22 protein-coding genes and 1 pseudogene are annotated in these 26,028 nt (G+C 68.1%); 8 read left to right on the top strand and 15 right to left on the bottom strand.

What is annotated here, in order from left to right:
- Window positions 1-32: 32 nt before the first annotated feature.
- Window positions 33-869: a DUF1684 domain-containing protein gene (locus tag B5520_RS16180; protein ID WP_079598107.1), complete on the bottom strand. Its 837-nt coding sequence runs from the start codon at window positions 867-869 to the stop codon at window positions 33-35.
- 159 nt (window positions 870-1,028) lie between these two features.
- Here B5520_RS16180 and B5520_RS16175 point away from each other — a divergent pair, with 159 nt between their 5' ends.
- From B5520_RS16175 to B5520_RS16160, 4 genes are all read left to right on the top strand, one after another.
- Entirely contained in the window at window positions 1,029-1,718 is a 690-nt protein-coding gene (locus B5520_RS16175; protein WP_079598106.1) for an NADPH-dependent F420 reductase, read from the top strand.
- 5 nt (window positions 1,719-1,723) lie between these two features.
- The gene (locus B5520_RS16170) at window positions 1,724-2,269 is read left to right on the top strand and encodes a hypothetical protein (protein WP_079598105.1); all 546 of its coding nucleotides are present in this window, start codon (window positions 1,724-1,726) and stop codon (window positions 2,267-2,269) included.
- Window positions 2,270-2,382: 113 nt separating this feature from the next.
- Window positions 2,383-5,193, top strand: a complete 2,811-nt coding sequence (gene ppc / locus B5520_RS16165; protein ID WP_079598104.1) for a phosphoenolpyruvate carboxylase — start codon at window positions 2,383-2,385, stop codon at window positions 5,191-5,193.
- A gap of 117 nt (window positions 5,194-5,310) precedes the next feature.
- Window positions 5,311-5,616, top strand: coding sequence for a hypothetical protein (locus tag B5520_RS16160; protein WP_079598103.1), 306 nt, complete (start codon window positions 5,311-5,313; stop codon window positions 5,614-5,616).
- 6 nt (window positions 5,617-5,622) lie between these two features.
- Here B5520_RS16160 and B5520_RS16155 read toward each other — a convergent pair whose 3' ends face one another.
- The 3 genes from B5520_RS16155 to B5520_RS16145 all read right to left on the bottom strand — a co-directional run bounded on the left by B5520_RS16155 (window position 5,623) and on the right by B5520_RS16145 (window position 8,068).
- Window positions 5,623-6,240, bottom strand: coding sequence for a DedA family protein (locus B5520_RS16155; protein ID WP_079598102.1), 618 nt, complete (start codon window positions 6,238-6,240; stop codon window positions 5,623-5,625).
- A gap of 89 nt (window positions 6,241-6,329) precedes the next feature.
- Window positions 6,330-7,298, bottom strand: coding sequence for an RluA family pseudouridine synthase (locus tag B5520_RS16150; protein ID WP_079598101.1), 969 nt, complete (start codon window positions 7,296-7,298; stop codon window positions 6,330-6,332).
- A 194-nt stretch (window positions 7,299-7,492) separates the two neighbouring features.
- Window positions 7,493-8,068, bottom strand: a complete 576-nt coding sequence (locus B5520_RS16145; protein WP_254865599.1) for a TetR-like C-terminal domain-containing protein — start codon at window positions 8,066-8,068, stop codon at window positions 7,493-7,495.
- 76 nt (window positions 8,069-8,144) lie between these two features.
- On the opposite strand from B5520_RS16145, the gene B5520_RS16140 reads away from it, so the two are divergent.
- On the top strand, window positions 8,145-8,672 hold the full coding sequence (locus tag B5520_RS16140; RefSeq protein ID WP_079598100.1) for a DUF4188 domain-containing protein: 528 nt from the start codon (window positions 8,145-8,147) through the stop codon (window positions 8,670-8,672).
- 15 nt (window positions 8,673-8,687) lie between these two features.
- On the opposite strand, the gene B5520_RS16135 is transcribed toward B5520_RS16140, so the two are convergent.
- On the bottom strand, window positions 8,688-10,172 hold the full coding sequence (locus B5520_RS16135) for a MocR-like transcription factor YczR (RefSeq protein ID WP_079598099.1): 1,485 nt from the start codon (window positions 10,170-10,172) through the stop codon (window positions 8,688-8,690).
- A gap of 60 nt (window positions 10,173-10,232) precedes the next feature.
- On the opposite strand from B5520_RS16135, the gene B5520_RS16130 reads away from it, so the two are divergent.
- Window positions 10,233-10,853, top strand: a complete 621-nt coding sequence (locus B5520_RS16130) for a membrane protein YczE (protein WP_079598098.1) — start codon at window positions 10,233-10,235, stop codon at window positions 10,851-10,853.
- A gap of 152 nt (window positions 10,854-11,005) precedes the next feature.
- Here the strand turns inward: B5520_RS16130 and B5520_RS16125 are convergent, their stop codons facing one another.
- Genes B5520_RS16125 through B5520_RS16115 form a run of 3 tightly spaced genes read right to left on the bottom strand, consistent with a single transcriptional unit; the run spans window position 11,006 to window position 18,475 of the window.
- Complete coding sequence (locus B5520_RS16125; RefSeq protein WP_079598097.1) at window positions 11,006-11,836, bottom strand: Fpg/Nei family DNA glycosylase; 831 nt, start codon at window positions 11,834-11,836, stop codon at window positions 11,006-11,008.
- Entirely contained in the window at window positions 11,829-16,868 is a 5,040-nt protein-coding gene (locus tag B5520_RS16120; protein WP_079598096.1) for an ATP-dependent helicase, read from the bottom strand. The genes B5520_RS16125 and B5520_RS16120 overlap by 8 nt, the downstream gene beginning before the upstream one ends.
- Before the next feature lie 56 nt (window positions 16,869-16,924).
- Complete coding sequence (locus B5520_RS16115) at window positions 16,925-18,475, bottom strand: FAD-dependent oxidoreductase (protein ID WP_079598095.1); 1,551 nt, start codon at window positions 18,473-18,475, stop codon at window positions 16,925-16,927.
- Between the two features lie 195 nt (window positions 18,476-18,670).
- Between B5520_RS16115 and B5520_RS16110 the strand changes: the two genes are divergently transcribed.
- Window positions 18,671-19,132: a DUF4383 domain-containing protein gene (locus tag B5520_RS16110; protein WP_079598175.1), complete on the top strand. Its 462-nt coding sequence runs from the start codon at window positions 18,671-18,673 to the stop codon at window positions 19,130-19,132.
- A gap of 153 nt (window positions 19,133-19,285) precedes the next feature.
- On the opposite strand, the gene B5520_RS22795 is transcribed toward B5520_RS16110, so the two are convergent.
- The 5 genes from B5520_RS22795 to B5520_RS16080 all read right to left on the bottom strand — a co-directional run bounded on the left by B5520_RS22795 (window position 19,286) and on the right by B5520_RS16080 (window position 23,203).
- Window positions 19,286-19,936 (bottom strand): DUF4232 domain-containing protein, encoded by a 651-nt coding sequence (locus B5520_RS22795; protein WP_176156890.1) that lies wholly within the window; start codon window positions 19,934-19,936, stop codon window positions 19,286-19,288.
- A gap of 134 nt (window positions 19,937-20,070) precedes the next feature.
- A complete protein-coding gene (locus B5520_RS16095) occupies window positions 20,071-20,820 on the bottom strand; it encodes a YcnI family copper-binding membrane protein (RefSeq protein WP_079598172.1) in 750 nt (249 codons plus the stop codon).
- Between the two features lie 154 nt (window positions 20,821-20,974).
- Window positions 20,975-21,610: a hypothetical protein gene (locus tag B5520_RS16090; protein WP_079598094.1), complete on the bottom strand. Its 636-nt coding sequence runs from the start codon at window positions 21,608-21,610 to the stop codon at window positions 20,975-20,977.
- A 117-nt stretch (window positions 21,611-21,727) separates the two neighbouring features.
- Window positions 21,728-22,816, bottom strand: coding sequence for an NAD(P)H-dependent flavin oxidoreductase (locus B5520_RS16085; RefSeq protein WP_079598093.1), 1,089 nt, complete (start codon window positions 22,814-22,816; stop codon window positions 21,728-21,730).
- 177 nt (window positions 22,817-22,993) lie between these two features.
- Window positions 22,994-23,203, bottom strand: coding sequence for a hypothetical protein (locus tag B5520_RS16080; RefSeq protein WP_079598092.1), 210 nt, complete (start codon window positions 23,201-23,203; stop codon window positions 22,994-22,996).
- A 210-nt stretch (window positions 23,204-23,413) separates the two neighbouring features.
- Between B5520_RS16080 and B5520_RS16075 the strand changes: the two genes are divergently transcribed.
- Window positions 23,414-23,761, top strand: coding sequence for a hypothetical protein (locus tag B5520_RS16075; protein ID WP_079598091.1), 348 nt, complete (start codon window positions 23,414-23,416; stop codon window positions 23,759-23,761).
- A gap of 123 nt (window positions 23,762-23,884) precedes the next feature.
- On the opposite strand, the gene B5520_RS16070 is transcribed toward B5520_RS16075, so the two are convergent.
- Together B5520_RS16070 and B5520_RS16065 are read right to left on the bottom strand one after the other, a co-directional pair.
- The gene (locus B5520_RS16070) at window positions 23,885-25,624 is read right to left on the bottom strand and encodes a thiamine pyrophosphate-dependent enzyme (protein WP_079598090.1); all 1,740 of its coding nucleotides are present in this window, start codon (window positions 25,622-25,624) and stop codon (window positions 23,885-23,887) included.
- A 45-nt stretch (window positions 25,625-25,669) separates the two neighbouring features.
- Window positions 25,670-26,028, bottom strand: a pseudogene (locus tag B5520_RS16065) (L-asparagine permease); the annotation flags it as partial.

Below are 26,028 nucleotides of genomic sequence, written 5' to 3'. Positions count from 1 at the left end.
GAGGCAGCTCCATCACCGGGCTGCCGGCAGGCTCAATCGTTCGGGAACGGCAGCTTTTCACCGGCTTCCACCCGGATGTCCAGGCTGTTGTTCTTCACGGGCATGGGGCAGGTGCCGTACGGCGTGAAGGCGCTGGGGTAGTTGATGGCCCGGTTGAAGTCGAGTACCACCGTGGCACTTCCGCCCATGCCGGGCCGGGGCCGGGGCGCCGAGAGCTTCCGCCAGTCGTCCGTGGTGTCCCCGTTGGTCTCATCGTGGAAGGTGACCGTGAGGGCGCCGAGCTTTTCCTCCTCCGCCTGGAGCCGGAATTCGTGCGGGCTGCCCGGGAGGCGGAACACCACCTCGCCCACGGTCCGGTGGACGCCGTCCACCAGCGGGTTGGCCGTGGCGATGGGCACCTCCACCGGCTCGGGGTACGGCTCGAAGCGTGCAGTGACCTCCCAGTCCGGGTCGTAGCCGTAGGTGGGCACGCCGTCGAACTCCGTGAACACGGGCGAGCCGGAGTCCCTGGTGCGGATCGCGTAACGCCCGCCCCGCATGGCGAGCTCGACGACCACCCCGGCGCCGTCGGCCCCGCCGAACTGCACCCACATCAGCGACTCCTCATCGGCGAGCGCGGCTGTAATGATGCCGTCCACTGCTTCCCCTGTCTCCACCAGCGTCAGCCCGTCCTCCCGGACCGCGGTGAGTGCCGCCGTCGTACCGTCCGTGGACCACAGGCCGGGAACCAGGTCGACGGCGGCGGGGGAGGCGTCCAGCCACTGGAAGGAGGTGAGGGTGAGCCAGCCGTGGGGAGCGGCGAGCGCTTTGTCCCGGTTGGCGCGGAAGCGCTGCCAGCGCTCCACCTTGGCGTCTGGGTGGGTGGACATAATTCCTTCCGGTTGGTGGTGCCCACGCTACAACTGCCGCCACGGCGTCTTCATTCCTTATCCCGAACATTGCCTGCCACGGACCGCGGAGTACCCTCGGAACCGGCAGGTCCGGGTCGAAACCTTCAGTCGGCCCGCTGCCCGTCAACGGGAGATGCCATGAAGATTGCCGTCCTGGGAACCGGAACAGTGGGACGCACCCTCAGCGCTGCGCTGGTCAAACTGGGGCACGAGGTAACGCTGGGCACGCGGGACCCCGAAAGTACCGCCGCCCGGAGCGTACCCGGCCGGACAGGCGGGCCGACTTTCAGCGAGTGGCATGCGGGCCACCGGGACGTCGCCCTGGGCACCTTCGCGGAAGCCGCCGGCAACGGCGAAGTGGTGGTAAACGCCACCACCGGCGCCGGTACCCTTTCGGCTCTGGGCGCGGCAGGGGCGGCCCGGCTGCACGGAAAAGTCATCATGGACGTCGCGAATGCGCTGGACTTTTCGCAGGGGATGCCGCCGGTCCTGAACCCGGTCAACACGGACAGCCTGGGGGAGAGGATCCAGCGGGCGTTCCCCGACGCCCGGGTGGTGAAAACCCTCAACACGATGAACGCCGGGCTGATGGTGGACCCGCAGCGGCTTGCCGGTGGGGACCACTCGGTGTTTGTTTCCGGCGATGACGCGTCGGCCAAAGCCGTCGTCAAGGAGTTGCTGGAATCGCTGGGGCACCGGGACATCATCGACCTGGGCGACATCACCACGGCCAGGGGAGCGGAGATGGTGCTTCCCCTGTGGCTGCGGCTTTACGGTGCACTGGGCACGCTGGACTTTAACATCAAGGTGGTTCGCGCGGTTGAATAGGTGGCGTGGACATCCTGGCAGGAATCAGCAGCGAGTGGCTCAAAGCGTTGACATGGATCGCGGCGCTGGCCTGTGCCGCGGCTCTGCTCTTGTGGCGGCCCCGCCGTCCGGACCTCGCCGCGCTCGCCGCCGTCCTCGCCTTCATGGCCGCCAGCCTCGGCGCCGGCATCTACGTCCTGAACCACCTGGGCGATGGGCGCTGGGGCGGCGACAAGGAAGCAAGGCTGGACCCGCCGTCGTTCTCTGAAACGCCCCTGGTGGGGGAGGCCCTGCGGCCCCTGGACGGGGTGATGAACGGGATGGCCGACGGCGTCAACGACTTCGTCGACTTCCGTGCGGCCCTGCCCGTGGCGCTGGACTACTTTGCGGCGGCCGGTTGGGCGCTGGCCCTGATGGTGCCGCTGGGGGTGGCGGCATTTGCCACCAACACGGTGCGGGACCGCCGTCGTGCTGCGGAGTCGGCGGCGCAGGTGACGGAGTTGGCGCGTTTCCGGGTGGAGCTTGAGCTGGTGAAGCGCCATGTCGGGTACCCGGAGCCCGACATTATCTGAGACGGATTGACCCTTGCCCCCGCCCTGCGGGTAGCATCTTTAGCTAGTAACGTGGCTCACAGTATCCAGCGCAGTGTACGAGCCAAGTCCGAAACCCTCGAAAGATTGCTTCCATGGCTCACACTGCAGCACACCCCGAAACAGACCTTGCCTCCGAACTGAGGGCAGACGTCCGGCGCGTTTCCACCCTGCTGGGCGAATCCCTGGTCCGCCAGCACGGGCCGGAACTCCTGGACCTCGTGGAACAGGTCCGCCTCCTCACGAAGGAGTCCAAGGAGGCCGCCCGCGGCGGCGCCGACGCCACAGGTCCCTGGAGCGCGCACGACGTCGTCGCCCAGGTCCGCGAGCTCCTCGGCTCCCTGCCCATCGAGCAGGCCACGGACCTGGTGCGTGCCTTCGCGTTCTACTTCCACCTCGCCAACGCCGCCGAACAGGTCCACCGCGTCCGCGGGCTGCGGACCCGGGCGGAAAAGGACGGCTGGCTGGCCAAGACCGTGGCCGACATTGCAAGCCAGGCCGGGCCCGCGGTGCTGCAGGACGTGGTGAACGGCCTGGACGTGCGGCCCATCTTCACCGCCCACCCCACCGAAGCTTCCCGCCGTTCGGTTCTCGACAAGATCCGCAAGCTCTCCGACGTGCTCGCCCAGCCCACGGCCGAAGGCACCACCGCCCGCCGCCGCCAGGACCGGCAGCTCGCCGAGATCATCGACCAGATGTGGCAGACCGATGAACTGCGCCAGGTCCGGCCCACACCCGTGGATGAAGCCCGCAACGCGATCTACTACCTGGGCGGCATCCTCACCGACGCCATGCCGGAGATGCTGACGGAACTGTCCGAGTTGCTGGGTGAGCACGGCGTCAGCCTCGCCTCCCAGGACGCCCCCATCCGGTTCGGTTCCTGGATCGGCGGGGACCGCGACGGCAACCCCAACGTCACCGCGGCCGTCACCCGCGAAATCCTGCAGATCCAGAACCAGCACGCCGTGCGCATCAGCATCGGCATGATCGACGAACTCATCTCCATCCTGTCCAACTCCACCGCGCTCGCCGGTGCGGACCGGGAGCTGCTGGAATCCATCGACGAGGACCTGAAGAAGCTGCCGGGCCTGGACAAGCGGGTCCTGGAACTGAACGCCCAGGAGCCCTACCGGCTGAAACTGACCTGCATCAAGGCCAAGCTCATCAACACCGGCAAGCGGGTGGCTGCCAACTCCAACCACGAGCACGGCCGGGACTACAGCGGCACCGACGAACTGCTGGCGGACCTTGAGCTGCTGGAGCTCTCGCTCCGCAACCACTCGGCGTCGCTCGCCGCGGACGGTGCCCTGGCCCGTGTCCGCCGCGCCGTGGCATCCTTCGGCCTGCACCTGGCCACCCTGGACATCCGCGAGCACGCCGACCACCACCACGACGCCGTGGGCCAGCTGATGGACCGCATCGGCGGACCGGGCCTGCGGTATGCCGAGCTGAGCCGCGAGGAGCGCTTCGAGGTGCTGGGCTCCGAGCTCGCCTCGCGCCGCCCGCTGTCCGGCCACCCCATCAAGCTCGACGGCGCCGCTGACGGCACGTATGACGTCTTCCGCGAGATCCGGCGTGCCCTGCGCACGTATGGCCCGGACGTCATCGAGACCTACATCATCTCCATGACCCGGGGCGCGGACGATGTCCTGGCCGCCGCCGTGCTGGCCCGCGAGGCCGGCCTGGTGAACCTCTTTGGCGAGAAGCCCTACGCCAAGCTCGGCTTTGCCCCGCTGCTGGAAACCGTGGAGGAGCTGCGCGCCTCGGCCGAGATCATCGACCAGCTGCTCTCCAATCCGTCCTACCGGGAGCTGGTGCGGCTGCGCGGGGACGTACAGGAAGTGATGCTGGGCTACTCGGACTCCAACAAGGAATCCGGGGTGATGACCAGCCAGTGGGAGATCCACAAGACCCAGCGCAAGCTCCGCGACGTTGCAGCCAAGCACGGCGTGCGGGTCCGCCTGTTCCACGGCCGCGGCGGGTCCGTGGGCCGCGGCGGCGGGCCCACCTACGATGCCATCCTGGCCCAGCCCAACGGCGTCCTGGAAGGTGAAATCAAGTTCACCGAGCAGGGCGAGGTCATCTCGGACAAGTACTCCCTCCCGGAGCTGGCACGGGAAAACCTCGAGCTGTCCCTTGCCGCCGTGCTGCAGGGTTCCGCCCTGCACCGCGACCCCCGCACCTCCGAAGACCAGCGGGAACGGTACGGGCACGTCATGGAGACCATCTCCGACGCCGCCTTTGACCGCTACCGGAAACTGGTGGACCACCCCGACCTGCCGGCCTACTTCATGGCGTCCACCCCGGTGGAGCAGCTGGGTTCCCTGAATATCGGTTCCCGCCCGTCCAAGCGCCCCGACTCCGGTGCAGGGCTGGAAGGCCTTCGCGCCATCCCGTGGGTATTCGGCTGGACCCAGTCCCGCCAGATCGTGCCCGGATGGTTCGGCGTCGGATCCGGCCTCAAGGCTGCCCGCGAGGCCGGCAACTCGGCGCAGCTCGTGGAAATGATGGAGCACTGGCACTTCTTCCGCTCGGTGCTGTCCAACGTGGAGATGACCCTCGCCAAAACGGACCTGGACATCGCCGGATACTACGTGGACACCCTGGTGCCTAAGGACCTGCACCACATCTTCCGGACCATCCGCGAGGAATACGAGCTCACCGTCACCGAGATCCAGAACCTCACCGGTGAGCACGTGCTCCTGGACGCCCAGCCCACGCTCAAGCGCTCCCTCGAAGTCCGCGACCAGTACCTGGACCCCATCAGCTACCTGCAGGTGGAACTCCTGCGCCGCGTCCGGGCCGAAAGCGGAACCATCAGCGGGGCCGAGATCGACGAACGGCTCCAGCGGGCCATGCTGATCACCGTCAACGGCGTGGCAGCGGGCCTGCGCAACACCGGCTAGCCACCTGGACCCTCTCTCACCTTCTGCAGCCTTTTCCCAAACCCTCTGGCACTGCGTGAAAGAGGGTTTGGGGTTTCGCGGCAAAAGGTGAGAGAGGGTTTGGATAGGGTGGAGGGCATGCCTTCGTTCCAGACCCGCCTGAAGATCACCGGGCTCCGGCCGGGCAACCCGCCGGAGTCGGTCATGGATGCCGCCGTCGAGGCGCTGGGGACGCGCCACCACGTTGAGTCGCACCAGCTGCAGATCTCCGGCGGGGTGCCGCAGCTTAACCTGCGCTTCCTCGTGGAGGCAACGGAATACAGCGGCGAGAACCGCCAGGCGCGGGAATCGGCAGCGATGATGCGCGACGCCGTCGAACGCGTTGCCCTGACCGGTTCCCTCAGCGTGCTCCGGCGCAGCCGCGGCCGCTGGGCACCTGTCTAGGGCACGTCAGGCCAGCGGCCCTGGCTCCTCCACGGGAGACCGGTTGCCGCGGCGCCGGGTGACAATGATTCCGACGACGGCGCCGACCACCAGCCCGAGTCCCACCCCAATGAGCGAGCTGGCCCAGAACGGCAGCCCGGTGGCTGAACCAGTGAAGTAGCCCAGGCCCACCAGCCAGCAGGCCCAGAGCAAGGCGCCCAGGCCGGCGCACAGGCTGAAGCCCCGGACGGACACGTTGGCGATGCCGGCTGCCGCTGACGTGGCAAGCCGGCCGCCGGGGATGAACCTGGCGCCGATGATGGTGCCGTACGTGGATGACCGGCCCGCTTTGGCGATCGCATCATGAATGCCTTGGTGGACCCGCCGTCCCCACCTCCAGCGGTCCAGGACATGGCTCAGCCGTTTCCGGAAGAGCTGGAAGACCACCATGTCGCCCACCCAGGACGCCACCGCAGACAGGGCCACCACCAGGAACACATTGGTCCTGCCATCGGCGGACAATGCCCCGCTGGTGATCACCACCATCTCGGACGGGATGGGCGGGAAGATGGCATCGCCGAGGACCACGGGGATGATCCAGAAGTAGATGGCCGCCCCCCAGCTGTCAGCGCTGCCGAAGTCCATTGCCACAAATTACCGCACTTTTTAGCTCCCGGACGGGCGGGTTTTTTCCGCACCTGGCGCAGGGCGACAGTCGTGCTAATCCGGCGTTGTCAGGGACGGGCCCGCGCGGCCTCGCTGAGTTCCAGGCCGCTGCGGTACTCCACCGGCTGCCCGGAGATGGGATCCACGAACCGGATGCCGCGGGCCAGGAGCTGCAGGGGTTTGGCGTAATCGTCCGGTGCTTTGTCCAGCAGCTCAGGGTAGAAGGCGTCATTGAGGATTCCGAGCCCCAAAGACGCCATGTGCACCCGGAGCTGGTGTGTCTTGCCACTGTGCGGCTCAAGGCGGTACCGGGCGAGGCGGCCACCGGCGGCGGTGCCCGGGGCACTCATCGCAGGGCCGCCGTCGAACGTTTCCAGCCGCTCAATCCTGGTTTCGGCGTTCGGCTCGCCGTCAATCACTTCGGCGAGCAGGTAGCTGCGGGACTTGGTCATCCTGTTGCGGACCACCACCGGGAACTCGACGGCGGGATGCCCCGGGGCCGGCTCTGCGGCGGACACGCACTCGTATTCCTTCTGGACCTGCCGCTTTTCGAAGAGCACCTGGTACTTGCCGCGCGTCTGCGGATTGGTGGAGAACAGGAGCACCCCGGCGGTCATGCGGTCCAGCCGGTGCATGGGGATGAGGTCCGGCAGGCCAAGCTGGTTCCGCAGCCGGACCAGGGCGGACTCCTGGATGTACGTGCCGCCCGGAGTGGTGGGCAGGAAGTGGGGCTTGTCCACCACCAGCAGGTGCTCGTCCTGGTGGAGGATGGTGATCTCCACGGGAATCCGCTCCTCCGGAGGGAGCGTGCGGTAGTACCAGATGAAGGTGTGGTCCCGGAGGGGCGTGCCGCGGTCCAGCGGAATGCCGCCCTCGCCGACGATCTCGCCGGCGTCGAACCTGTCCTCGATGCCCTGCGGGTCGATGTGCCCCCACCGGTGCATCATGTAGTCCATCGCGGTGTCCCACGGGCCCTCCCCGGGGAGGCGCAGGCGCGTGGCGTTGACGCCGTCGCGCACGGGAAGGGGGGATTGCATCACCGGCCTATTCTACCGGGGGCGCTGTGGGAGCCTTGCCGCGTCGCGGACCTGCGCCGACGGCGACGCGCACTTGAGCTGCCGACCCGCACATTGCCTGGCGCACGTGACATACGGTCCGCGCCGGCCAATGTGCGCGTCGGGACGGAATTGGCGCCACGGGAACGTGTCCGGACGCCTGTGATGCAGGGGAGTCAGGCGGCCCAGCCGCGTGCGATAGCGTCCAGCGCGGAGTCGTACGCCGCGGCCCAGTCGGCGTCCGGCGGACCAACCTGCGCCAGTTCCAGGCTGACCAGCCCGTGGACCTGGCCCCAGATGGCAACCGCCACCATCTCCACCGGGGCCTCTAACAGCCTGCCGGCCTTTTGTGCTGCGGCAACCGCGCTGATCAGGGGCACCATGGCCTCGGCGGCGACCTCCGGGCTGGGCTGGCAGTCGACGTACGCGGCCAGTGCGCCGCCGAACATCAGCCGGTACAGCGCCTGGTGTTCCAGTGCCCAGGTCCGGTAGGCCACGCCCAGTCCCTGAAGGCCGCCCGGGGCTGCGGCGGCCTGGGAGTCATGGAAGGACTGAAATCCGCTGTCAACCACCGCGGTGAGGAGCTGCGATTTCCCGCCGAAGAGCGAGTAGACCGCCGACGTGGAGGTTCCGGCTGCTGCGGCAACATCCCTGAGGGTTACCCGTGCCGGCCCGTGGCGGTCCACGAGGTCTGCCGTGACGGCCAGGAGCTCTTCACGCAGGGAACTGGTGTGCACCACAGGTCTTGCCATGGGTCCCATTGTTTCATAACCTTGTTTTGTAACGTTGTTATGAAACAAGGTTATGACCTTTTATCGAGGAGTTCTCATGGAACAGCAGGTATTTCCGGGCCGCTACACCGCGGATCCCGGGCGGGAGTCCGTAACGGTGTTCCTGATTGGAATGCGGGCCAACCGGTGGTGGAAAGTGGGCAAGGTGGCACAGGTGGCCGCCGCCATGCCGCGGATCCTCCGGCATCTTGCCACCGATCCTGCCTCCGGAATGCTGGGCTTCGAACAGTGGTTCGGGCGCACCACCATGCTGGTGAGCTACTGGGAGAGTCCCGAGCACCTGCGGAAGTTCGCCGCCGACCGGGAGGCGCCCCACCTGGAACCATGGCGGCGTTTCATGAAGGAGCTCTCCGGAACGGGGGACGTCGGCATCTGGCACGAGACATACCAGGTTCCCGCGGCGGGAATCGAGACCGTGTACAGCGGAATGCCGTTGTTCGGGCTGGCGAAAGCCACAGCGCAGATACCCATCGGACGCGGCACCAATACCGCAAAGCAGCGTATGGGGCATTCCCGTGCGCGGGGTGACGGTGCGAAAACGGCCGTGGCGGGCCAGGCTTCCTAGGGGAGCGCAAACTCCTCAGGCGATGGCAGCTGCCGGCGCTTTCTTGAGGGTCCGCCGGAGCTGGGGGGCGGCGTCGAGCCTGTCCTGCGCGGCGCGAAGTGCCAGTACCGCACTCTCGAGCCGGTCGGGCGGCAGCGTGAACGGCACGCGCAGGTTGCGTTCGAAGGCGCCGCCGATTCCGAACCGCGGTCCGGCCGCCAGCCGGATGCCGAAGTCCGGCGCGATGACGGCCAGGGCGGTGCTGGACGGCTCGGGCAGCCGGCACCAGACGGACAGGCCGCCGGCAGGCTGCATCGTTTGCCACTCCGGGAGGTGTTCCCCGAGCAGTTCAAGCAGTGCTTCCCGGTTGTCGCGAAGTGCCCGCAGCCGGGCGGGCAGCGGCTCATCAAGTGCCCGGACCAGATGGGCGGCTGCAAGCTGTTCCATGGCCGGACCGCCCAGGTCAAGGGTGGTGCGGGCCGCTGCGAACCGCTGGATCATGGGTTCGGACGCGCGGATCCAGCCGGTCCGGAGGCCGGCCCAGTGCGATTTGCTGAGCGAGCCGATGGTGACGACGGCGGAACTGAAGCCTGCCACTGGGGTGGTGGTGACGCCGTCGAGGTTCAGTTCACGAAGGGTCTCGTCCACCACCAGGACGGTTCCGGCCGCGGACGCGGCGCGGGCCAGCCTGCGGCGCTGGGAGTCAGGCATGACGAGGCCGGTGGGATTGTGGAAGTCCGGCACAACGTAGGCGATTTTCGGGCGTTGCCGGGAAAGGGTTGATTCCAGGGCCGGCAGGTCCCAGCCTCCTGGCGCGAAGGCCACCGGAACGGGGCGGCACCTGGCTGCCCGGATGGCGTCAAGCGCGTTGGGGTAGCTGGGGTGCTCCACAAGGACCCGGTCCTGCCGGTCCGCCAGGGTACGGATAACGATGGTCAGCGCATGTTGGGCGCCGGAGGTAACCATGATCTGGCCGGCGTGGGTCGGTACTCCTGCTGCCGTATACCGGTCCGCGATCGCCTGGCGCAGGGGCAGCAGGCCGATGGCGTGGTACCCGAAGCCCGGCAGCAGCGCCGGAAGTTCCGTCAGGGCCGCGGCGAAGGCGCGGTGCACCACCTCGCCACTGGCCGGCAGGGCCGAGTACGCGAGGTCGATCAGGCCGTCCGGTGCGGCGAGCCCGGGAGCGGCCAGGGCCGGGTGGGGGCTGGACTGTGGCGGGCCCACAAGCGCTGGCCCGAACGGGGTGAGTTGGGGGATGCGCGTCCTGCCGCGGCTGCCCTGCCCGCTGCTCAGGAAACCCTGGTCGCGGAGGCTGGCATAAGCGGCGGTCACGGTGGTCCGGCTGACGCCCAGGGCTTCAGAGAGCGCGCGCTCGCTGGGCAATGCCGTGTCCAGCGGCAGTCTGCCATCCAGGATGAGGAGTCGCACCACGTCCGCCAAACTGCGGTAGGCAGGAGCTGTCCCGTTGTTCCACGTCCCGAGGAGGCGGGACAGTGATGCTGCGGTAACGGAAGGCGCCATAGGGCCAGTATCTCAAACTGGCTATGCAATTCAATGCCAGTTGCATGGGAAGGTATGTGCATGATGACCCGCAGACTGATCCAGCTCTTCACCGGCCTTGCCATGTACGGCATTTCCCTTGCCATGTTCATCAGGGCCGGCCTGGGACTGGATCCGTGGGATGTCTTCCACCAAGGCACGGCCAACCGGACCGGCCTGAGCGTCGGGCTGGTGGTGATCATCGTGAGTTTCCTGGTCCTGCTCCTGTGGATCCCGCTGCGGCAACGGCCCGGTTTCGGCACGCTGTGCAACGCCGTCCTGGTAGGTGTGTTCGCGGATATCGGCCTGGCCGTGATCCCCGCCATGCCCCACCTGGGCGGCCAGATCGGGATGCTGGCGGGAGCCGTCCTGCTGAACGGCGTGGCCTCAGCCTGCTACATCGGTGCCCGTTTCGGCCCCGGAGCGCGCGACGGCCTGATGACCGGACTCGCGCGCCGTACCGGGTGGACGGTCCGCCTTTCCCGCACCCTCATCGAGATTACGGTCTTGGCCATCGGCTGGCTGCTGGGAGGTTCGGTGGGCGTGGGAACGGTGGTCTACGCGCTCGCCATCGGACCACTGGTCCAGCTGCTGCTGCCGCTGTTCATGGTTCCCGCCGCCGTGCCGGAGACTGCCGGCGAGGCTCCCGCGCCGGTCCGCTGATGGCCCGTCCGCTGATGGCCCGTCCGCTGAGGGCCCGTCCGCTGAGCGCCCGCCACTGAAGGCGGCTCACTGAGCGCCAACCATTGAACGGTGTCCACAGAACGCCCCAGCCCCAGGATCCGGCGTCCGCGGACCGGCGTACGAGGACACGCCTACGCCGGAGCCGGCTGGCACCGGGGGCAGAAGTAGATGTCGCGCTCTTCATCGCCGTTGGGTTTGCCCAGCAGGCCGCGGCGGATGGGGGTCCCGCATTTCAGGCACGGCTGGTGCTCGCGCCGGTAGACCCAGTACCCGGGACGTCCCGCCATCCTGCCTACCGGCAACCCGCGGGCATTGAGGATGGTGACGCGGCGCCCGGGGCCGAGGTTGACCTCCAGCAGCTGTTTGGCGTCCGTCATCATGGTCCGCACATCTTCGACCCCGGAGACAGGAGTGGCGGGATGCACGCCGGAGAGGAAGCAGGTCTCGCACCGGTAGATGTTGCCGATTCCGGCAAGGTTCCGCTGGTCCAGAAGGGCCACTCCCACGGGAACGTCCGGCGCGGCGCGGACCCGGCGTTCGGCCTCATCCAGGTCCCAGTCCGGGCCCAGGAGGTCCGGGCCGAGGAACCCCACAACGGAGTCTTCTTTGTCGGTGGCCACAACTTCCAGCAGGCCCAGGGAAAATCCGACGGCGTCCGCGGCTTTGGTGCGCAGGACGCACCGTGCGGTGAAGCCGGGTTTGCGCCACCTGCCGCCGGGTGGATAGACCTGCCAGGTTCCCTCCATCTTCAGGTGCGAATGGATGGTGAGCTTCTTGTCATCAGGGCTTACCACCCGCATCAGGAGGTGTTTTCCGCGGGGCACCACCTCGGCCACCGTCCAACCGGCCAGGTTAAGGGTGGCGAAGCGTGGGACGCGGAAATCGGAGGCCAGCAGGGTCTGCCCGGCCAGGGCCTGGTGCAGCTGGTTGGCGGCACGCCAGACGGAATCACCCTCAGGCACGGATCCGCAATCCCTTCGGCGTGGAGTAGGCCCCCGCGGAGCTGAGGGCGGCCGCCACAGGGGTGTCCAGAATGCCGTGCCCGTTCACCTTCTCCATGATCAGCTTGTCCACCGCGCCCCGGGCCACAATACCCACCAGCGCCGCGCCCGCGGCGGCCAGGACGGCTTCGTCGTCATTGAAAGCCAAAAGCGTCTTCCCTCCGCGTTCCACATAAAGGACCAGCGCTCCGTCCACCAGGACAACAAGGGCCCCTGCCTTGCGTCCCGGGCGGTGCCCGGTTCCGGCCTCGTCCTGCAGGGCTGGCCAGGGCAGGGCAGCGCCGTAGGGATTGGCGGGGTCGGTGGCCGCGAGTGCCAGAGCGACGGGATCGGGCTTGGCGAGCTGGGTGTCCTCCGCGTAGGAGCGGAGCCGGTCCACAGTGGCCGGAACAGCGAACTGGGCAGCCCCGAGGTGTTCGATGAAGTAGCCGCGGCGGCAGCGCCCTGCTTCTTCAAGCCGGGCCAGTACCTTGTACATCAGGCCGAAGCCGCCCAGGATCTGCTCGGCCATGACCGAACCCCGGGTGACCACCCCGTACCGGTCCAGCAGGAGTTCGGCGGTGGCGCGGGCATGGATGGTGGCGTCCAGTTCCGGTTCAGGAAGCGCAGACCAGCGGCCGGCGGCCATGGGCGGAGTGGCGGCAGCACCTGAGGTGCCGTAGCGGCCGCCGGCCAGGCCCGGAGAGCCCATGAGCCCGTTGCCGTGTGAACGGCCCAGCCTGCTCAGCCGCGGTGCCCGGGCCCGTGGTGCGCGGGCCACCTGGCGGTGCGCCGTGTGGCCGCCCGCAATGAGGGCCCGGACGGGAGCGAAGGTGTCACCGGTGATGCGCCCTGCCCACGCCAGCTCCCACAGCGCCGTCACCACCTCCTGGTCGCTGAGTACGGTGTCCATGCCGCCGGCGACGTCCGTCAGCTGGCGGAAAAAGTAGCCGCCGCCGTTGTTCCGCAGATGGTCCAGGAGGCGCTGCCCGGCATCACCCGGCTCGTACTCCGGCGCCGGGTTCAGGGTCAGTTCCGCCGAATCCGCCAGGTGCAGGCTGACCCAGCCGTCGTTCCCCGGCAAAGCCCCGGCGCCGGACCACAAAACTTCCCCGGCAGCCATCAGCTCATCCAGCATGGCCGGCTGGTAGTTGGACACCCGGCTGGCCAGGATGAGCGGTTCCCAGGCGGACGCCGGCACCGGTACCCCGGAGAGCTGGTCGATGGCGGTGACGATGCCGTCGAGGCCGCGCAGCGACGGCTGCCCCCGGCCGGTTCCGGGAACCCTGACGTGCTGCCAGGCAGGCAGGAAACGCCCGTAGGCGGCGGCGTCCACCGGCTCAACTTCGGCACGCAGGGCAGCCAGCGAACGGCGCCGGAGCTTGCGCAGCACCTCGGCATCACACCATTCGCTGACAGCAGTGTGGGGAACGGCCTGTGGTGCCGGCGACAGGAGACTTTCTTCCGGCCCCGCTTCGACATCCAGCGCCGTTTCAGGATCTTCCGGGGCCTCCGCTTCTACAGGGTTGGAGGTGTTTTCCGGCTCCGTTGCGTGCGGGCGGAACTCACCCTCCACTACCCGGCCGTCCGCGGCGAGCCGTTTCAGGGCCGTGCCCACCACCGCCACGCCGAGTCCCAGCCGCGCTGCCGCCTCACCTGAGGTGAAGGGCCCGTGGGTCCGGGCGTACCGGGAAACGAGGTCTCCCAGTGGATCGGCCACCGGCTCGATAAAGGCCAGCGGCACACCCATGGGCAGCGGGACGCCGAGGGCATCCCGGAGCCGGGCGGCGTCCTCGACGGCAGCGAAGCGCTCCACCCCGCCGATATTGACCTTGATGGCGCGGTTGGCGCGCTGCAGCGCGAGCAGGTGTGCGGTGGCCAGCGCGGCGTCGGCCGGCGCGTCGGCGTCTGCCTCCGCCTGGAGACGTGCCGCAGCCTCCTCCGGCGCCAGCGGGCCGAGCAGCCGCAGCAGGTCGGCCACGCCTTCGAGGCCCCGCGCCCGCCGGTCCGGGACCAGCCGCTGCAGCTCACGTTCGGTGGCTTCGATGACCTTGGCGTCCAGGAGTTCGCGCAGTTCAACGCGTCCCAGCAGTTCGTTGAGGAGGGTGGAATCCAGGGCCAGGGCTGCGGCCCGCCGCTCGGCCAGCGGGGAATCGCCCTCATACAGGAACTGGGCCACGTAACCGAACAGGAGGGACTTGGCGAACGGCGACGGCTGCGACGTGGTGGTCTGCACGATCCGCAGCTCCCGCCGTTCCACAGAGGCTGCGATGTCCTTCAACGCAGGGAGATCGTACACATCCTGCAGGCATTCCCGGACGGTTTCCAGCACGATGGGGAACGTGGGGTACTTCCGGGCCACATCCAGCAACTGCGCCGAGCGCTGCCGCTGCTGCCAGAGGGGCTGCCGCTTCCCCGGGGTCTGGCGGGGGAGCAGCAGGGCCCGGGCGGCGCATTCCCGGAACCGGGAGGCGAAGAGTGCGCTGCCGCCTACCTCCGCGGTGACAATCTGCTCCAGCTCCTCCGGATCAAAGAGGAACAGCTCGGCGCCCGGCGGCTCGTCCTCCATCATGGGAACGCGCAGGACGATGCCGTCGTCGGCCGCCATGGCCGAGCCGTCCAGCCCGTACCGCTGGTGCAGGCGCTGCCCGACGGCGAGGGCCCACGGGGCGTGGACGGGCATGCCGAACGGGCTGTGCAGGATGACGCGCCAGTCGCCCAGCTCGTCGTGGAACCGCTCCACCACCAGCGTGGTGTCGCTGGGGACCACCTCGGTGGCCTGCTTCTGTTCCGTCAGGTACTGGATCAGGTTGTTGGCAGCGAACTCGTCCAGGCCGCTCGCTTTGCAGCGCTCGGTGGCAGGGCCGGCGTCCGACGCGGAGAGTTCGCGGACGAAGGCGCCGAGGGCGCGGCCCAGGTCCACGGGCCGGCCCAGAGAATCGCCCTTCCAGAACGGCAGCTTGCCGGGCTGGCCGAAGGCGGGCGACACCAGCACGCGGTCGTGCGTGATGTCCTCGATTTTCCAGCTGGTGGCCCCCAGGGCAAAGACGTCCCCCACCCGGGATTCGTAGACCATTTCCTCGTCCAGTTCGCCGACGCGCCGGCCTCCCTTGGGGGCAGGGGCGGGCTTGCCGTCGGCGGACGGCGACGCCGAGCCCTCAAGCTCGGTCCCGATGATGTAGACACCGAACAGTCCGCGGTCCGGGATGGTGCCGCCCGACGTGACGGCCAGGCGCTGGGCACCCGGCCGCCCTTCGATGGTGCCGGCATTGCGGTCCCAGACGATCCGGGGGCGGAGCTCGGCGAATTCGTCCGACGGGTAACGGCCCGCCAGCAGATCAAGGGTGGCCTCGAACGCCGAGCGGGGGAGCGACGCGAAGGGGGCCGAGCGGCGCACCGTACTGAACCATTCCTCGACGTCGATGCTGCCCAGTGCGGTGGCGGCGACGGTCTGCTGGGCCAGGATATCCAGCGGGTTCGCGGGGATGCTGAGCCGCTCGATCTTGCCCCCGAGCATCCGTTCCACCGTGATGGCGGTGTGGACCAGGTCCGCGCGGTGCTTGGGGAACAGCACACCCTGGGAAACTTCCCCCACCTGGTGGCCGGCGCGGCCCACCCGCTGCAGGCCGCTGGCTACGGACGGCGGGGATTCCACCTGCACCACCAGGTCCACGGCGCCCATGTCGATGCCGAGTTCCAGCGAGGACGTGGCCACCACACACCGCAGCCGGCCGGATTTGAGGTCATCCTCGATGAGTGCCCGCTGGTCCTTGGAGACCGAGCCGTGGTGGGCCCGGGCGAGCACTGGATCAGCTCCCGCCGAGCTTCCCGCCTGGGCCATCATGTGCGCCGGCGTGGCGGTGGAGGCTGGAACGCCCGACGGCGGGACGCCAGGCGCGGAGGCACCGCCGGCGTCCAGCCCTTCCGCGCCGGGATCGTCCCAGCCGCCGCCCACGGCCACCAGCTGGCGTTCGGCGTAGATCTCGTTCAGGCGGGCCGTCAGCCGTTCGGACAGCCGCCGGGAGTTGGCGAAAACGATGGTGGACTGGTTGGCAAGCACCAGGTCAACGATCTTCTCCTCCACGTGCGGCCAGATGGACGCCTGGGGCTGGAGGCCGGAGGCAGGACCCGAATCGAAGGCCCCGGCCGCACCCTGGAGGTCGGACATGTCCTCCACAGGGACCGAAACCGTGAGGTCCCAGTTCTTCTGCGCGGGCGGCGCAACGATTTCCACCGGCGCCGTGCCCGCCAGGAACTGGGCCACGAGCTCCCGGGGTTCCACGGTGGCGGAGAGCCCGATCCGCTGGGCGGGTTTGGGCAGCAGGGCATCCAGCCGTTCAAGGGAGACGGCGAGATGCGCGCCGCGCTTGGTTCCTGCCACGGCGTGGACCTCGTCAACGATGATGGTGTCCACCTCGGTGAGGGTCTCGCGGGCCCGGGACGTCAGCATCAGGAACAGGGACTCGGGCGTGGTGATCAGGATGTCCGGCGGGTTGCTGAGCAGCGCCCGCCGGTCCGACGTGGTGGTGTCCCCGGACCGGACTCCCACGGTGATCAGCGGCGCGGGCAGTCCCAGGCGCTTGGCGGTCTGCGTGATGCCGATGAGCGGGGAGCGGAGGTTCCGTTCCACGTCCACGCCCAGCGCCTTCAGCGGCGAAATGTAGAGGACCCGGGTTTTCCGCTTGGGAGCCCGCGGGCGCCGGCCCTTTGCTGCTCCCTTTGACCCGGCGGCAGAAACCGCGGGACCGGCAGCTTCGGGTTCGGGGCTTGCTGCTGCAGAGGAGAGGAGCCGATCCAGGGCCCAGAGGAAAGCGGCAAGCGTTTTGCCCGAACCCGTAGGGGCGACCACGAGCGCGTGGGAGCCCGAGGAGATGGCGTTCCATGCCCCTGCCTGCGCGGGGGTGGGCTCGGAAAAGGCGCCCAGGAACCAGTCGCGGGTGGGCCTGCTGAACTGGCCCATGGGCGCGGCCGCACCGGCGTCCGTGCCGCTGCCGTAAGGCTGTTCCTGGTTCATGCCTCCATCATGCCCCAAGGCACCGACAGGGATGCCGGTGCCTCGGGAACGCCCGCTCAAGCCTTTCCGGCCTGGGGGAGGTCCCGGGTGGCCGGGCCCTCCAGGAGCTTGCCCTCACTGCTGAACCGGGAACCGTGCAGGGGGCAGTCCCACGTCAGTTCACTGTCGTTCCAATGCACGATGCCGCCAAGGTGGGTGCAGACAGCAGACAGCTTGCACGTGGTCCCGTCCACAGTCGAGGCAGCTACGGGCCGCGTTCCCTCCCGGTAAACCTCGCCCTGGCCTTCGGCCGGCACCACCGGCGCCGCCGCCGGGGCAGGTTGCTCCTTGCCCGTCTTCAGCGCCTTGGCGCCTTCGGTTTTCAGCCCTTCCGCGGCCAGCTGCCCCCAGCCGGATGCAAGCTTGGCGGCAACTCCGGCGTTGAGTGCTACCGCGGAGAGTGCACCGGAGGGGGACGTGACCCGGTGATGGATGGTATCCGCCCACGGCACCTGGCCGCCCAGGATATCCGCTGAGATTCCCACCGCTGCCGCAACGGCGTTGGTCATGCCCCATTTGTTGTAGCCCGTGCCGAAATAGACGTGCCCTTTACCCCGGGGGAGCTTGCCGAAGAACGGCATCAGGTTGGTGGCCATGTAATCCTGGGCGGACCACGTATGCGTGGTGACCGCACCCGGGTAGTGCTGCCGGGACCAGTCGAGCAGCCCGGCAAGATGGGCTTTTTCCGATTGTGCACGTCCGACGTGGTGTCCGTGGCCGCCCACCAGCAGGAGCCTGCGGCCGTTGTGCTCGAAGTCCCGGAGCGAGTGGGTGGGCTGCTCCACCGAGATGTACATGCCCGGAGGCGGCTCCTGCCCTTCCTGCAGCTGAAGTGCTGCGGCATAGGAACGGCTCGGCTTCAGCTTGGCGAAGTACAGGCCCCGGTCGAGGACGGGGATGCCGGTGGCGAGCACCACCCGGTCCGCCCGCACGCTGCCGCGGTCCGTCTTCACGGCTGAGGGAATGTCGCCGGTGACGTCCCGCAGGCGCACCCCGCTGACGATGGTGCCGCCGCGGCTCCGGATGTCCGCCATCAGTGCGTCCAGGACCTGCATCGGGTTGATCTGGGCCTGGTCGGGGAGCCGGACGGCGCCGTGCACGGCAAAGGGAAGGCCGGCGTCGCGCACGTACTCCATGTCCAGTCCGGCGGTGGTGCCGGCACTGACCTCCTCCCGCAGTTTTTCGGTGCCCTGCGGGGTGGCGGCGTAGGTGTAGGCGTCCCGGCGCTGGTAGGGCACCTGGTGTTCGTCCAGGTAGCGCAGCAGCCACGCCTGGCCTTCACGGTTCGCATCAACATACGCCTGGACCTGTTTGGCGGAGTACTGGCGGGCGAGCTGGGACAGGAAGGTGCCTTGCAGCAGGGTCACTTTGGCGGTGGTATTCCCGGTGGTCACAGCTCCGGGGAACCGTGCCTCGATCACCAGTACCTTCTGTCCGGAGCGCGCCAACAGCAAGGCGGTGACCAGGCCGGTCAGCCCGGCCCCTGCCACCACGGTGTCGTACTTGCTGTCGGGCTCAAACGGATCAGAAGTGAACGTTTCGCTGCGGTCCAACCAAATCGACGTCATGAGCTCAACCTGCCTCCGGTAATAAATCCGCTGGTGGGGGGCCAGTTTGTGATGGGTCTGTTATATACCCTGACCTATCCGTGGCGCACTTGATAAGTATACTTACCTTGTCGGGGTTTAAGTCTATGGTCAGGCACAGCCCGGCAGCCATGATGTGAACGTTTTCGACAAATAGCAGGAGAAACCATGACAAGCATGAGTTCCGACGGTCGAACCGTAGGCCGGACAAATATTCAAAAAGCAGCCCTCGCCGTAGGAGCGGTCTTCCTCCTGGTAGGCATCCTGGGATTCATCCCCGGGATCACCACCAACTACGAGACCATGAGCTTCGCGGGGCATGGATCCGGGGCCCTGCTGCTGGGCATCTTCCAGGTGTCCGTGCTGCACAACATCGTCCACCTGCTCTTCGGCGCAGCCGGTATCGCCATGGCCCGCAGTGCTGCCCAGTCCAGGAACTACCTGGTCATTGGCGGTGCCATCTACCTGGTGCTGTGGCTTTACGGCCTGCTGATCGGCCTGGACACCCCGGCCAACTTCGTCCCTGTCAACATGGCGGACAACTGGCTGCACTTCATCCTGGGTGTCGGCATGCTGGGCCTGGGCCTCGCCCTGTCCCGGGGCACGGCACGTGCCGGCCGCACCACCACGGCGCACTAGAAAAGCGCCGCACCAGGAATCATCCAACGAGGAATCAAGAACCAGGACCATCGGACCAGGCAGCCAGCCTGGTGGGCGGACATAGCACTGCAGGCGGCCCGGCTACACGCCGGACCGCCTGCAGTCGTTTGCGGGTATGGACAGGAAATGGCGCTAGGCCGGCTGGAACGCGCCTATGCTCAGCAGCGTGATGCCGGCGTTGCTGCATGCCTTGGTGGGCTGCGGCAGGAACAGGGACGCGGTGTCCTCCGGCGGGTAGATCCGGTAGCCCGCGGCGTCCACCATGGTGCAGTCAGTGTAGTTTCCGGCCTGGGTATAGCGCAGCACCGCGGAACCCGTCTGGCCCGGGGCCAGGAGGACGTCCACAACGGGGGCAGACTCGTCGCGGGTGGCAGGCGCACCGATGGGAGCGCCGGCGTTGTCCGCGGCCAGGGATACACCGGGGAAGCCCTTGAGGATGCAGGATTCAGGGCCGGTGTTGGTCAGGTTGAGCTTCATGTAGACGCTGCCGGCAGCGCCCCCGCCTGATGCATCGGTGGCGGCGGACAGTGCCGCCGCCTTGCACAGGCCCGGTGACGCCGGGGTGGAGGTTGCCGGTGCAGCGCCCGACGGCGCGGACGACGGCGCTGCGGACGACGGCGGCGACACGGACGGTGCCTCCGGGCTGGCTGAGCCGGTGCCCGGCGCCGTCGTGGTGGTTTGCGCCTGCGGCGTGCTGCTGGGCCCGCACGCTGTAAGCATCAGGGCGGCAGCTGCTGCCGCCGTCGACACGGCTATCCCCTGGAAAATTCTCTGAGACCTCATGGCACCACCTTCGCGGCAGCCGCTGGCCGCGTCAACGATGCGGTGTGCCTGGCGGGCATTTGATGCCCGGATCGTGATGATCCGGGCATCAAACGGGCCATTAGTGTGGCGCCGGTTTGCGTGACGCGGGCCGCTTACTTTCCGGCGGCGCCGGCCGTTGCCTTGTTACGGGCACCGCTGCGCAGCAGGGCTGCCCCGCCCAGGGCCAGGCCGCCGATGCCGGCCGCGAGTCCTGCCCAGCTGCGGGTCCCGGCTCCACTGTCCGTGACGGCCGCGGCCTGCTCCGTGGAGTGGGATGCCGGGCTGGCGGAGGCCTCGCCATGGCCGGCAGCGTTAGCCGCCTCCGTGATGGTGATGGTCGGGGCGGGGGCCTTGAGGGAGTGCGGGTCCGCGCCGTCCTTCGCGATCTCCGACCAGTCCGTCTGGCCCGCTTCGCAGGTCTGGAGGGTGGGGAAGTGCAGGGTTGTCCCGGCTGAGTCGGGGAGCTTTACGGACAGGACCAGGGCGTCCCGGAGTTCGTGGGGGAGGGGCGCCTTCGCGGTGTAGATGATCTGGCTGGTCCGCTTGGTGACGGACGTGCCGTCCGCGAGCTTTTGAGGCTCAGGAAGCTGCTCCGTCACTTTTTCGACGGTCCAGTTGGGGTTGACTGTGGGCTGGGCGTCATTGAGTTCCGATGGCAGGGTGATGGCCACCTTGGTGGTGCCGGACTCCTCGCAGCCGTGCGGAATCGCGAAGGTCAACAGGGCGTAGGAGTTGGCTGAGGTCTTGTCCGGTGTGACGCCGACGTGTGCCGCGGCCCCGCCCGCTGCTGCCAGCAGCAGGGCTGCTGCGCCGCCGGTTGCAGCGGCGGCGGCCAGGGAACGGTGCATCAGGGAACGGTGCATCAAGGAACGGTGCATCAGGAAACGGTGGTTCAGGGAACGGCGAATCTGGGCACGGCGAAGGGATCGGGTGTTCATGGGGTTGCCTTTCGGATGCATGCCCGGAACCGGGCGTGCAGGAAGTGGGGGCCGCGGCCGGCAGGTATCCGGGTGCGGTTCAGGACGGGAGAACGACGGCGGAAGGCGGGCCGCGCCGGTTGTCCTGCCGGAGATTGCGCCAGGGACGCCGGGGCGCGGCGTCGGGCGGAAAAGTTTCGGCAACGGGGCTGTCAGCGGTCGGCGTTACGGCCTGGGGGAGGGCGGCCAGCGGACGAAGCCAGGCGGCGAGGGCCCAGAGGGCCGCCTCACCCCTGGCGAGCAGGAGCGCGCAGCCGAGTGTTGCCACTGCGTGGGCGGCCAGCATCAGCGGCGCCGAGCCGGGGTCTGCAGGGCTCACGTGCGCGGCCAGGGCAGCCAGTTCCGCTGAAGCTGCGTGGCTCCCGGCATGCTGGTGGCCGTCCAGCGGAAACCCCGGTGCTGCCGCCAAACCCGGGCGGCCGAACGCGGTGAAGATCTCGTGCAGCACAAGCTGGCCGGCACCGAGGAGCGCTGCCATCGCAGGGAAGGCGAGCCGCAACCGTGTGGCTGCGGTGCTGACGAGGGCGGTTAGTGCCAGGACTGCCAGCAGGATCCCGGGGGCGGGCAGCTGGGCGCCGCCGGCAAGGTGCGCCCCCGCCGCAAGAGTGAGGATGCCGGTTGCCAGCGTGGAGGAACGGAAGACGTGGAAGGGAGTCCGCGTGCGGTGCGTCGGCACGGCTACTCCTCTCCGGGCAGATGCGGAACTGCCGGGGGCAGAACTGCGGTCCAGGCCATGTTTTCGGTCCACCAGATACTATCGGGGATTCGACGTACAAACCCGCCGGGATGGGGTCTACGTGGATAACTGGCCGGGGACGCCGGCCAGCAGTTCGGCCAGGACGTCCGCGGCAGTGTCATACCGGATCAGGCGTGCGGACTGGCCAGCCCAGAGGGACATCAGCTCAGTTTTTCCCTGCGCAGCGGCCTCGGGCCGGAAGCGGCCCGTGAGCCAGTTTTGGACCGGGAACGGTGCGACGGACGGGGAGTCGGCCAGTTCTGTGATGACGCGGTTGGGGATGCCGCGGGCCAGCCTGCCGCTCATTGCACGGGTAAGTACAGTGTGGCCGGCGGCGGGACTGCGGAGTACTGCGCGGTAAGCGGGCACGGCGGCCGATTCGCGCGTTGCCAGGAACGCCGTGCCCACCTGCACGGCGTCGGCGCCGAGTGCACGGGCGGCGGCATATCCGCGCCGGTCGGCGATTCCACCAGCCGCAACAACCGGAATTGCCACGGCATCCGCCACCTGGGGGATAAGGGCGAAGGTTCCCACCAGCGATTCTTCGGCCGGCTTCAGGAAGGAAACGCGATGGCCTCCGGACTCCATCCCGCTGGCGACGACGGCGTCCACGCCGCCTTCCTCAAGGGCAACTGCCTCATCAACGGTGGTGGCGGTGCCGAGGACCTTGATGCCGCGCCGGTGTGCTTCTTCCACAACCTCGGGAGCGGGGACACCGAACACAAAACTGACGACGGCGGGCCGGGCTTCCAGCGTGGCCTCCACCTGCTCCCCGTAGTCGGCAAGGTACCGGGCCGGCATCTGCGGCAGTGGAATGCCGAGCTCCTCGAAGTAAGGTTTGAGGCCACCGACGTAGCGGTCGAAGTCAGCCTGCGGCACGGACGTGGCCTCACTGCCGGTGGGCACCCATAGATTAAGCGCGAAGGGTTTGGCCGTGGCAGCGCGCAGGTCCGCCGCGGTCCGCTGGATCGCCTCGCCGTCGTAACCGTACAGGCCGTAGGAACCCAGCCCGCCGCCGTCGCTCACTGCTGCGGTGAGCTGGACGGAGGAAGCACCGCCAAAGGGGCCCAGGATCACTGGAACGTCTATTCCCAGGAGATCCGTGAACCGGGTGGTGCCGAAGGCGGGGCTGCTGTGCGGGGCCATGGGGGTCTCCTGACGGTTGGCTGCTGGGCTGGTGCCAGTCTTGCAGGACCGGCCGCGGCACCCAAGTCAGCCAGGACCCGCGTCATTCGGCACCCAAGTCAGCCAGGACCCGCCAACCAGAGCCTCAGTCCGTCTCCGGGCCCCGGCAGTAGTGGCAGTCCTCCGGGCAGCTCTCCGTCACGCCGGTGCCGCTGCCAGGTGGTAGCCGTCGGCGATGTGGAACAGCCGGCGTCCTCCGCCAAGGGCAACAACCCACACCACGTCGCCGTCTTCCGTGCGGGCATCCACCAGCCCGGCGAAGACGGGGGCATCATTCCGTCGAAGTTCGACGTTGTCGCCAATTTCGACATCGTCCCAGCGGGCAGGGCTTGTGACGCGGTTCGCCATTGAAGTCACGGTTTTTTCCTTCGGTTTACGGCAGCGGCCTTACCACCGCTTCCTGCCATCAAACAGGTGCCGGGCCCGCTGCTTCAATGGAGGACTGACCACGGCCTCCGCTGCCTGTTTGTGCAGCCCTCCAGCACGCATCCGGGCCAGCCAAAAGGAGCGGAGCGCTAGACTGCCTGCGTAAGTGCCAGGCGATTGAAGGAGAAGTTCATGAACTACACCGGAAGCCAGTCAGAGAAGGCCGTTCCCGCAGGTGAGCTGGACCGTTCCCATATTGGCCACACCGTCAGCTTTCAGCCGAACGAGTTCACCGTTGTCTTCGGCAGGATCGCCGGGATCGCCCGGACCGAGGCAATGGTCTACCTGTCGCTGGACGGGGTGGCGGGCGGCACGCACCTGAAGGATGAGTACGATCTTCCCCTCACGCACGACGTCTACCTGCAGGTGGACGTCATGACAAACGCCGAATCCACCATCAAGGACCTGTTTGGCAAGGTCCAGGAAAACCTCCGCGGGGCAGGCCACAAGGGCGGCGACGACAGGACGGACCGGCTTTAGCCGGCGGCCGGCAGGGAAAGCGGACGACGCCGGGACCTCCCGGCGCCGTCCGCTTTCCCTGTGGCACGCGTTCAGCGTGCGGTTTCCTCGGTACGCATTGACTGGCCAGTACGCCTTGACTGGCTAGTACGCCTTGACCCGCTGCGCCACCACCAGGTGGATGAGCGCGAACACGCCGTCCGCGTCGATGGCTGCCAGCGCCGCGTCCAGCGCTGCCGCAACATCCTTGTCCTCGGTAACCGTGATGCCGAAACCGCCGAAGGCCCGGGCCATGAGGCCAAAGTCGGGGTTCTTCAGCTGGGTGCCGGACACCCGTTCCGGGTAGTGCCGCTCCTGGTGGGTGCGGATGGTGCCGTATTCCTGGTTGTCCATCACAATCACCAGCGGAGTGGCGCCGTACTGCGCCGCCGTGGCCAGCTCCTGCCCGTTCATCAGGAACTCGCCGTCCCCGGCGATGGTGACCACCCGCCGTCGTGGTTCAGCCAGGGATGCCGCGATGGCCGACGGGACGGAGTAGCCCATGGAGCCGTTGCGGGCGCTGATCATGGACGCGTAGCGGCGGGTGGGGAAGTACCGGTGGGCCCAGTTGGTGTGCTCGCCCGCCCCGAACGTCACCATCGCATCCCCGGGCAGCCGCGGCACCAGGTTCGCCATCAGCGTGTCCATCCGTGCCTGGCCCGGTGCAGGCGCCGCCGGGGGAAGCGCGGCGAACTGCTCCTGCTCGGCGCGCATCCGGCCGGTCCAGGCCTTCCACTCCTCCTTCACCGGGAGGCTGATGTCCGCCAGTTCACGCACAAACGCTTCCGGCTTGGCCAGGATCTGCCGTGATACTGGGCCGGACCGGCCACGAAGGGACGGGTCGACGGTGACCAGGAAGTTTTTCTTGTTCCAGTCCTGCCGGCAGACAAAACCGTCCGTAATAACGTCGCCGGGCACCGTGCCCACGAACACGAGCAGGTCCGTTTCCTCCAGCAGGTCATAGGTGGGGCGGGGGCGGCCATAGCCGATGGGCCCCACATAGGAGGGGGAATCGAATGACACTGTTCCCTGGGTGCGCCATTCCGCCGCTGCCGGGATGTGGTGCCGCTCCAGCCATGAAGTGAGCTCGTCGGCAGCTTCCTGCGTCCAGTCGTTGCCGCCCGTGACGAAGAGCGGTTTTTTCGAGTCCGCCAGTGCAGCTTCCAGCGCCGCGGCGTCCGTCCTGCTCATGCCGCCGGCGGCAACCGGAATGGCGGGGTGCAGTGCGGGGTCAATTTGTTGCCGGATGATGTCCTCCGGCAGGCCAACCACCACCGGACCGGGCCGGCCGCTCATGGCAGCGAACATCGCCTCGGCGACGATTTCGGATGCCCGCTCGGCATGGTCCAGTACCATCACGCGCTTGGCGCCGGTATCGAACCAGGCCTTGATATCGAACTCCTGGAATGCCTCGCGGTCCCGGTGCGCGAAGGGGATGAGGCCTACGAAGAGCAGCATGGGCGTGGAGTCCTGCCACGCCGTGTGCAGCCCTACATGGGCGTTGGCTGCGCCCGGTCCGCGGGTCACCATGGCCACGCCGGGCCGCTGGTTCATCTTGCCGTCGGCCTCGGCCATGTAGGCCGCACCGCCCTCGTGCCGGCACACGACGGTCTCGATATCCGAATGGTGCAGGCCGTCCAGGACGTCCAGGAAGCTTTCGCCCGGAACCACGTAGGTGCGCTCCACGCCGTGGGCCGCGAGCGAATCGACGATCACGTGGCCGGCGGATTTGAGTGTTGCCGTGGGAACGTCGGGCCGCGCCTGCAGCGCGCCGTCCTGATGGAGGACGACGGCGGCGGGCGGGGTGGGGGAGGTGGTCACGGTGGACTGGGGCTCAGGTGTCATTGTCTTTCTTTTGTTGAGGGCGGGCTGGAGACGAATGCGGTTGATTCAGGAGATGGGCGTGCGGTTGGCGATGACGGGTGCGGCGCCGGTGTAGCCTTCGCGGGTTTCGGCGATGTCGCGGATGCGTTTGCGGCAGGCGTACCAGCCGAAGACCATCAGGATCGAGGCGATGGCGGTGACGAGCATGGTCAGGGGCGATTCGATGAAGACCATGACCAGGACCCCTACCAGGAAGAGGAGGGAGAGGTAGCCGGTGTAGGGGGCGCCAAACATGCGGAAGGTGGGGCGTTTGAGCCAGCCTTTGTCGGCCCAGCGGTGGAGTTGGATTTGGCACAGGACGATGGTGGCCCAGGTCATGATGATGCCGACGGAGGCGACGTTGAGGACGATTTCGAAGGCGTCGG

The organism is Arthrobacter sp. P2b (assembly GCF_900168295.1).
GTDB lineage: Bacteria > Actinomycetota > Actinomycetes > Actinomycetales > Micrococcaceae > Arthrobacter.
This window is presented reverse-complemented; position numbering and strand designations above follow the sequence as displayed.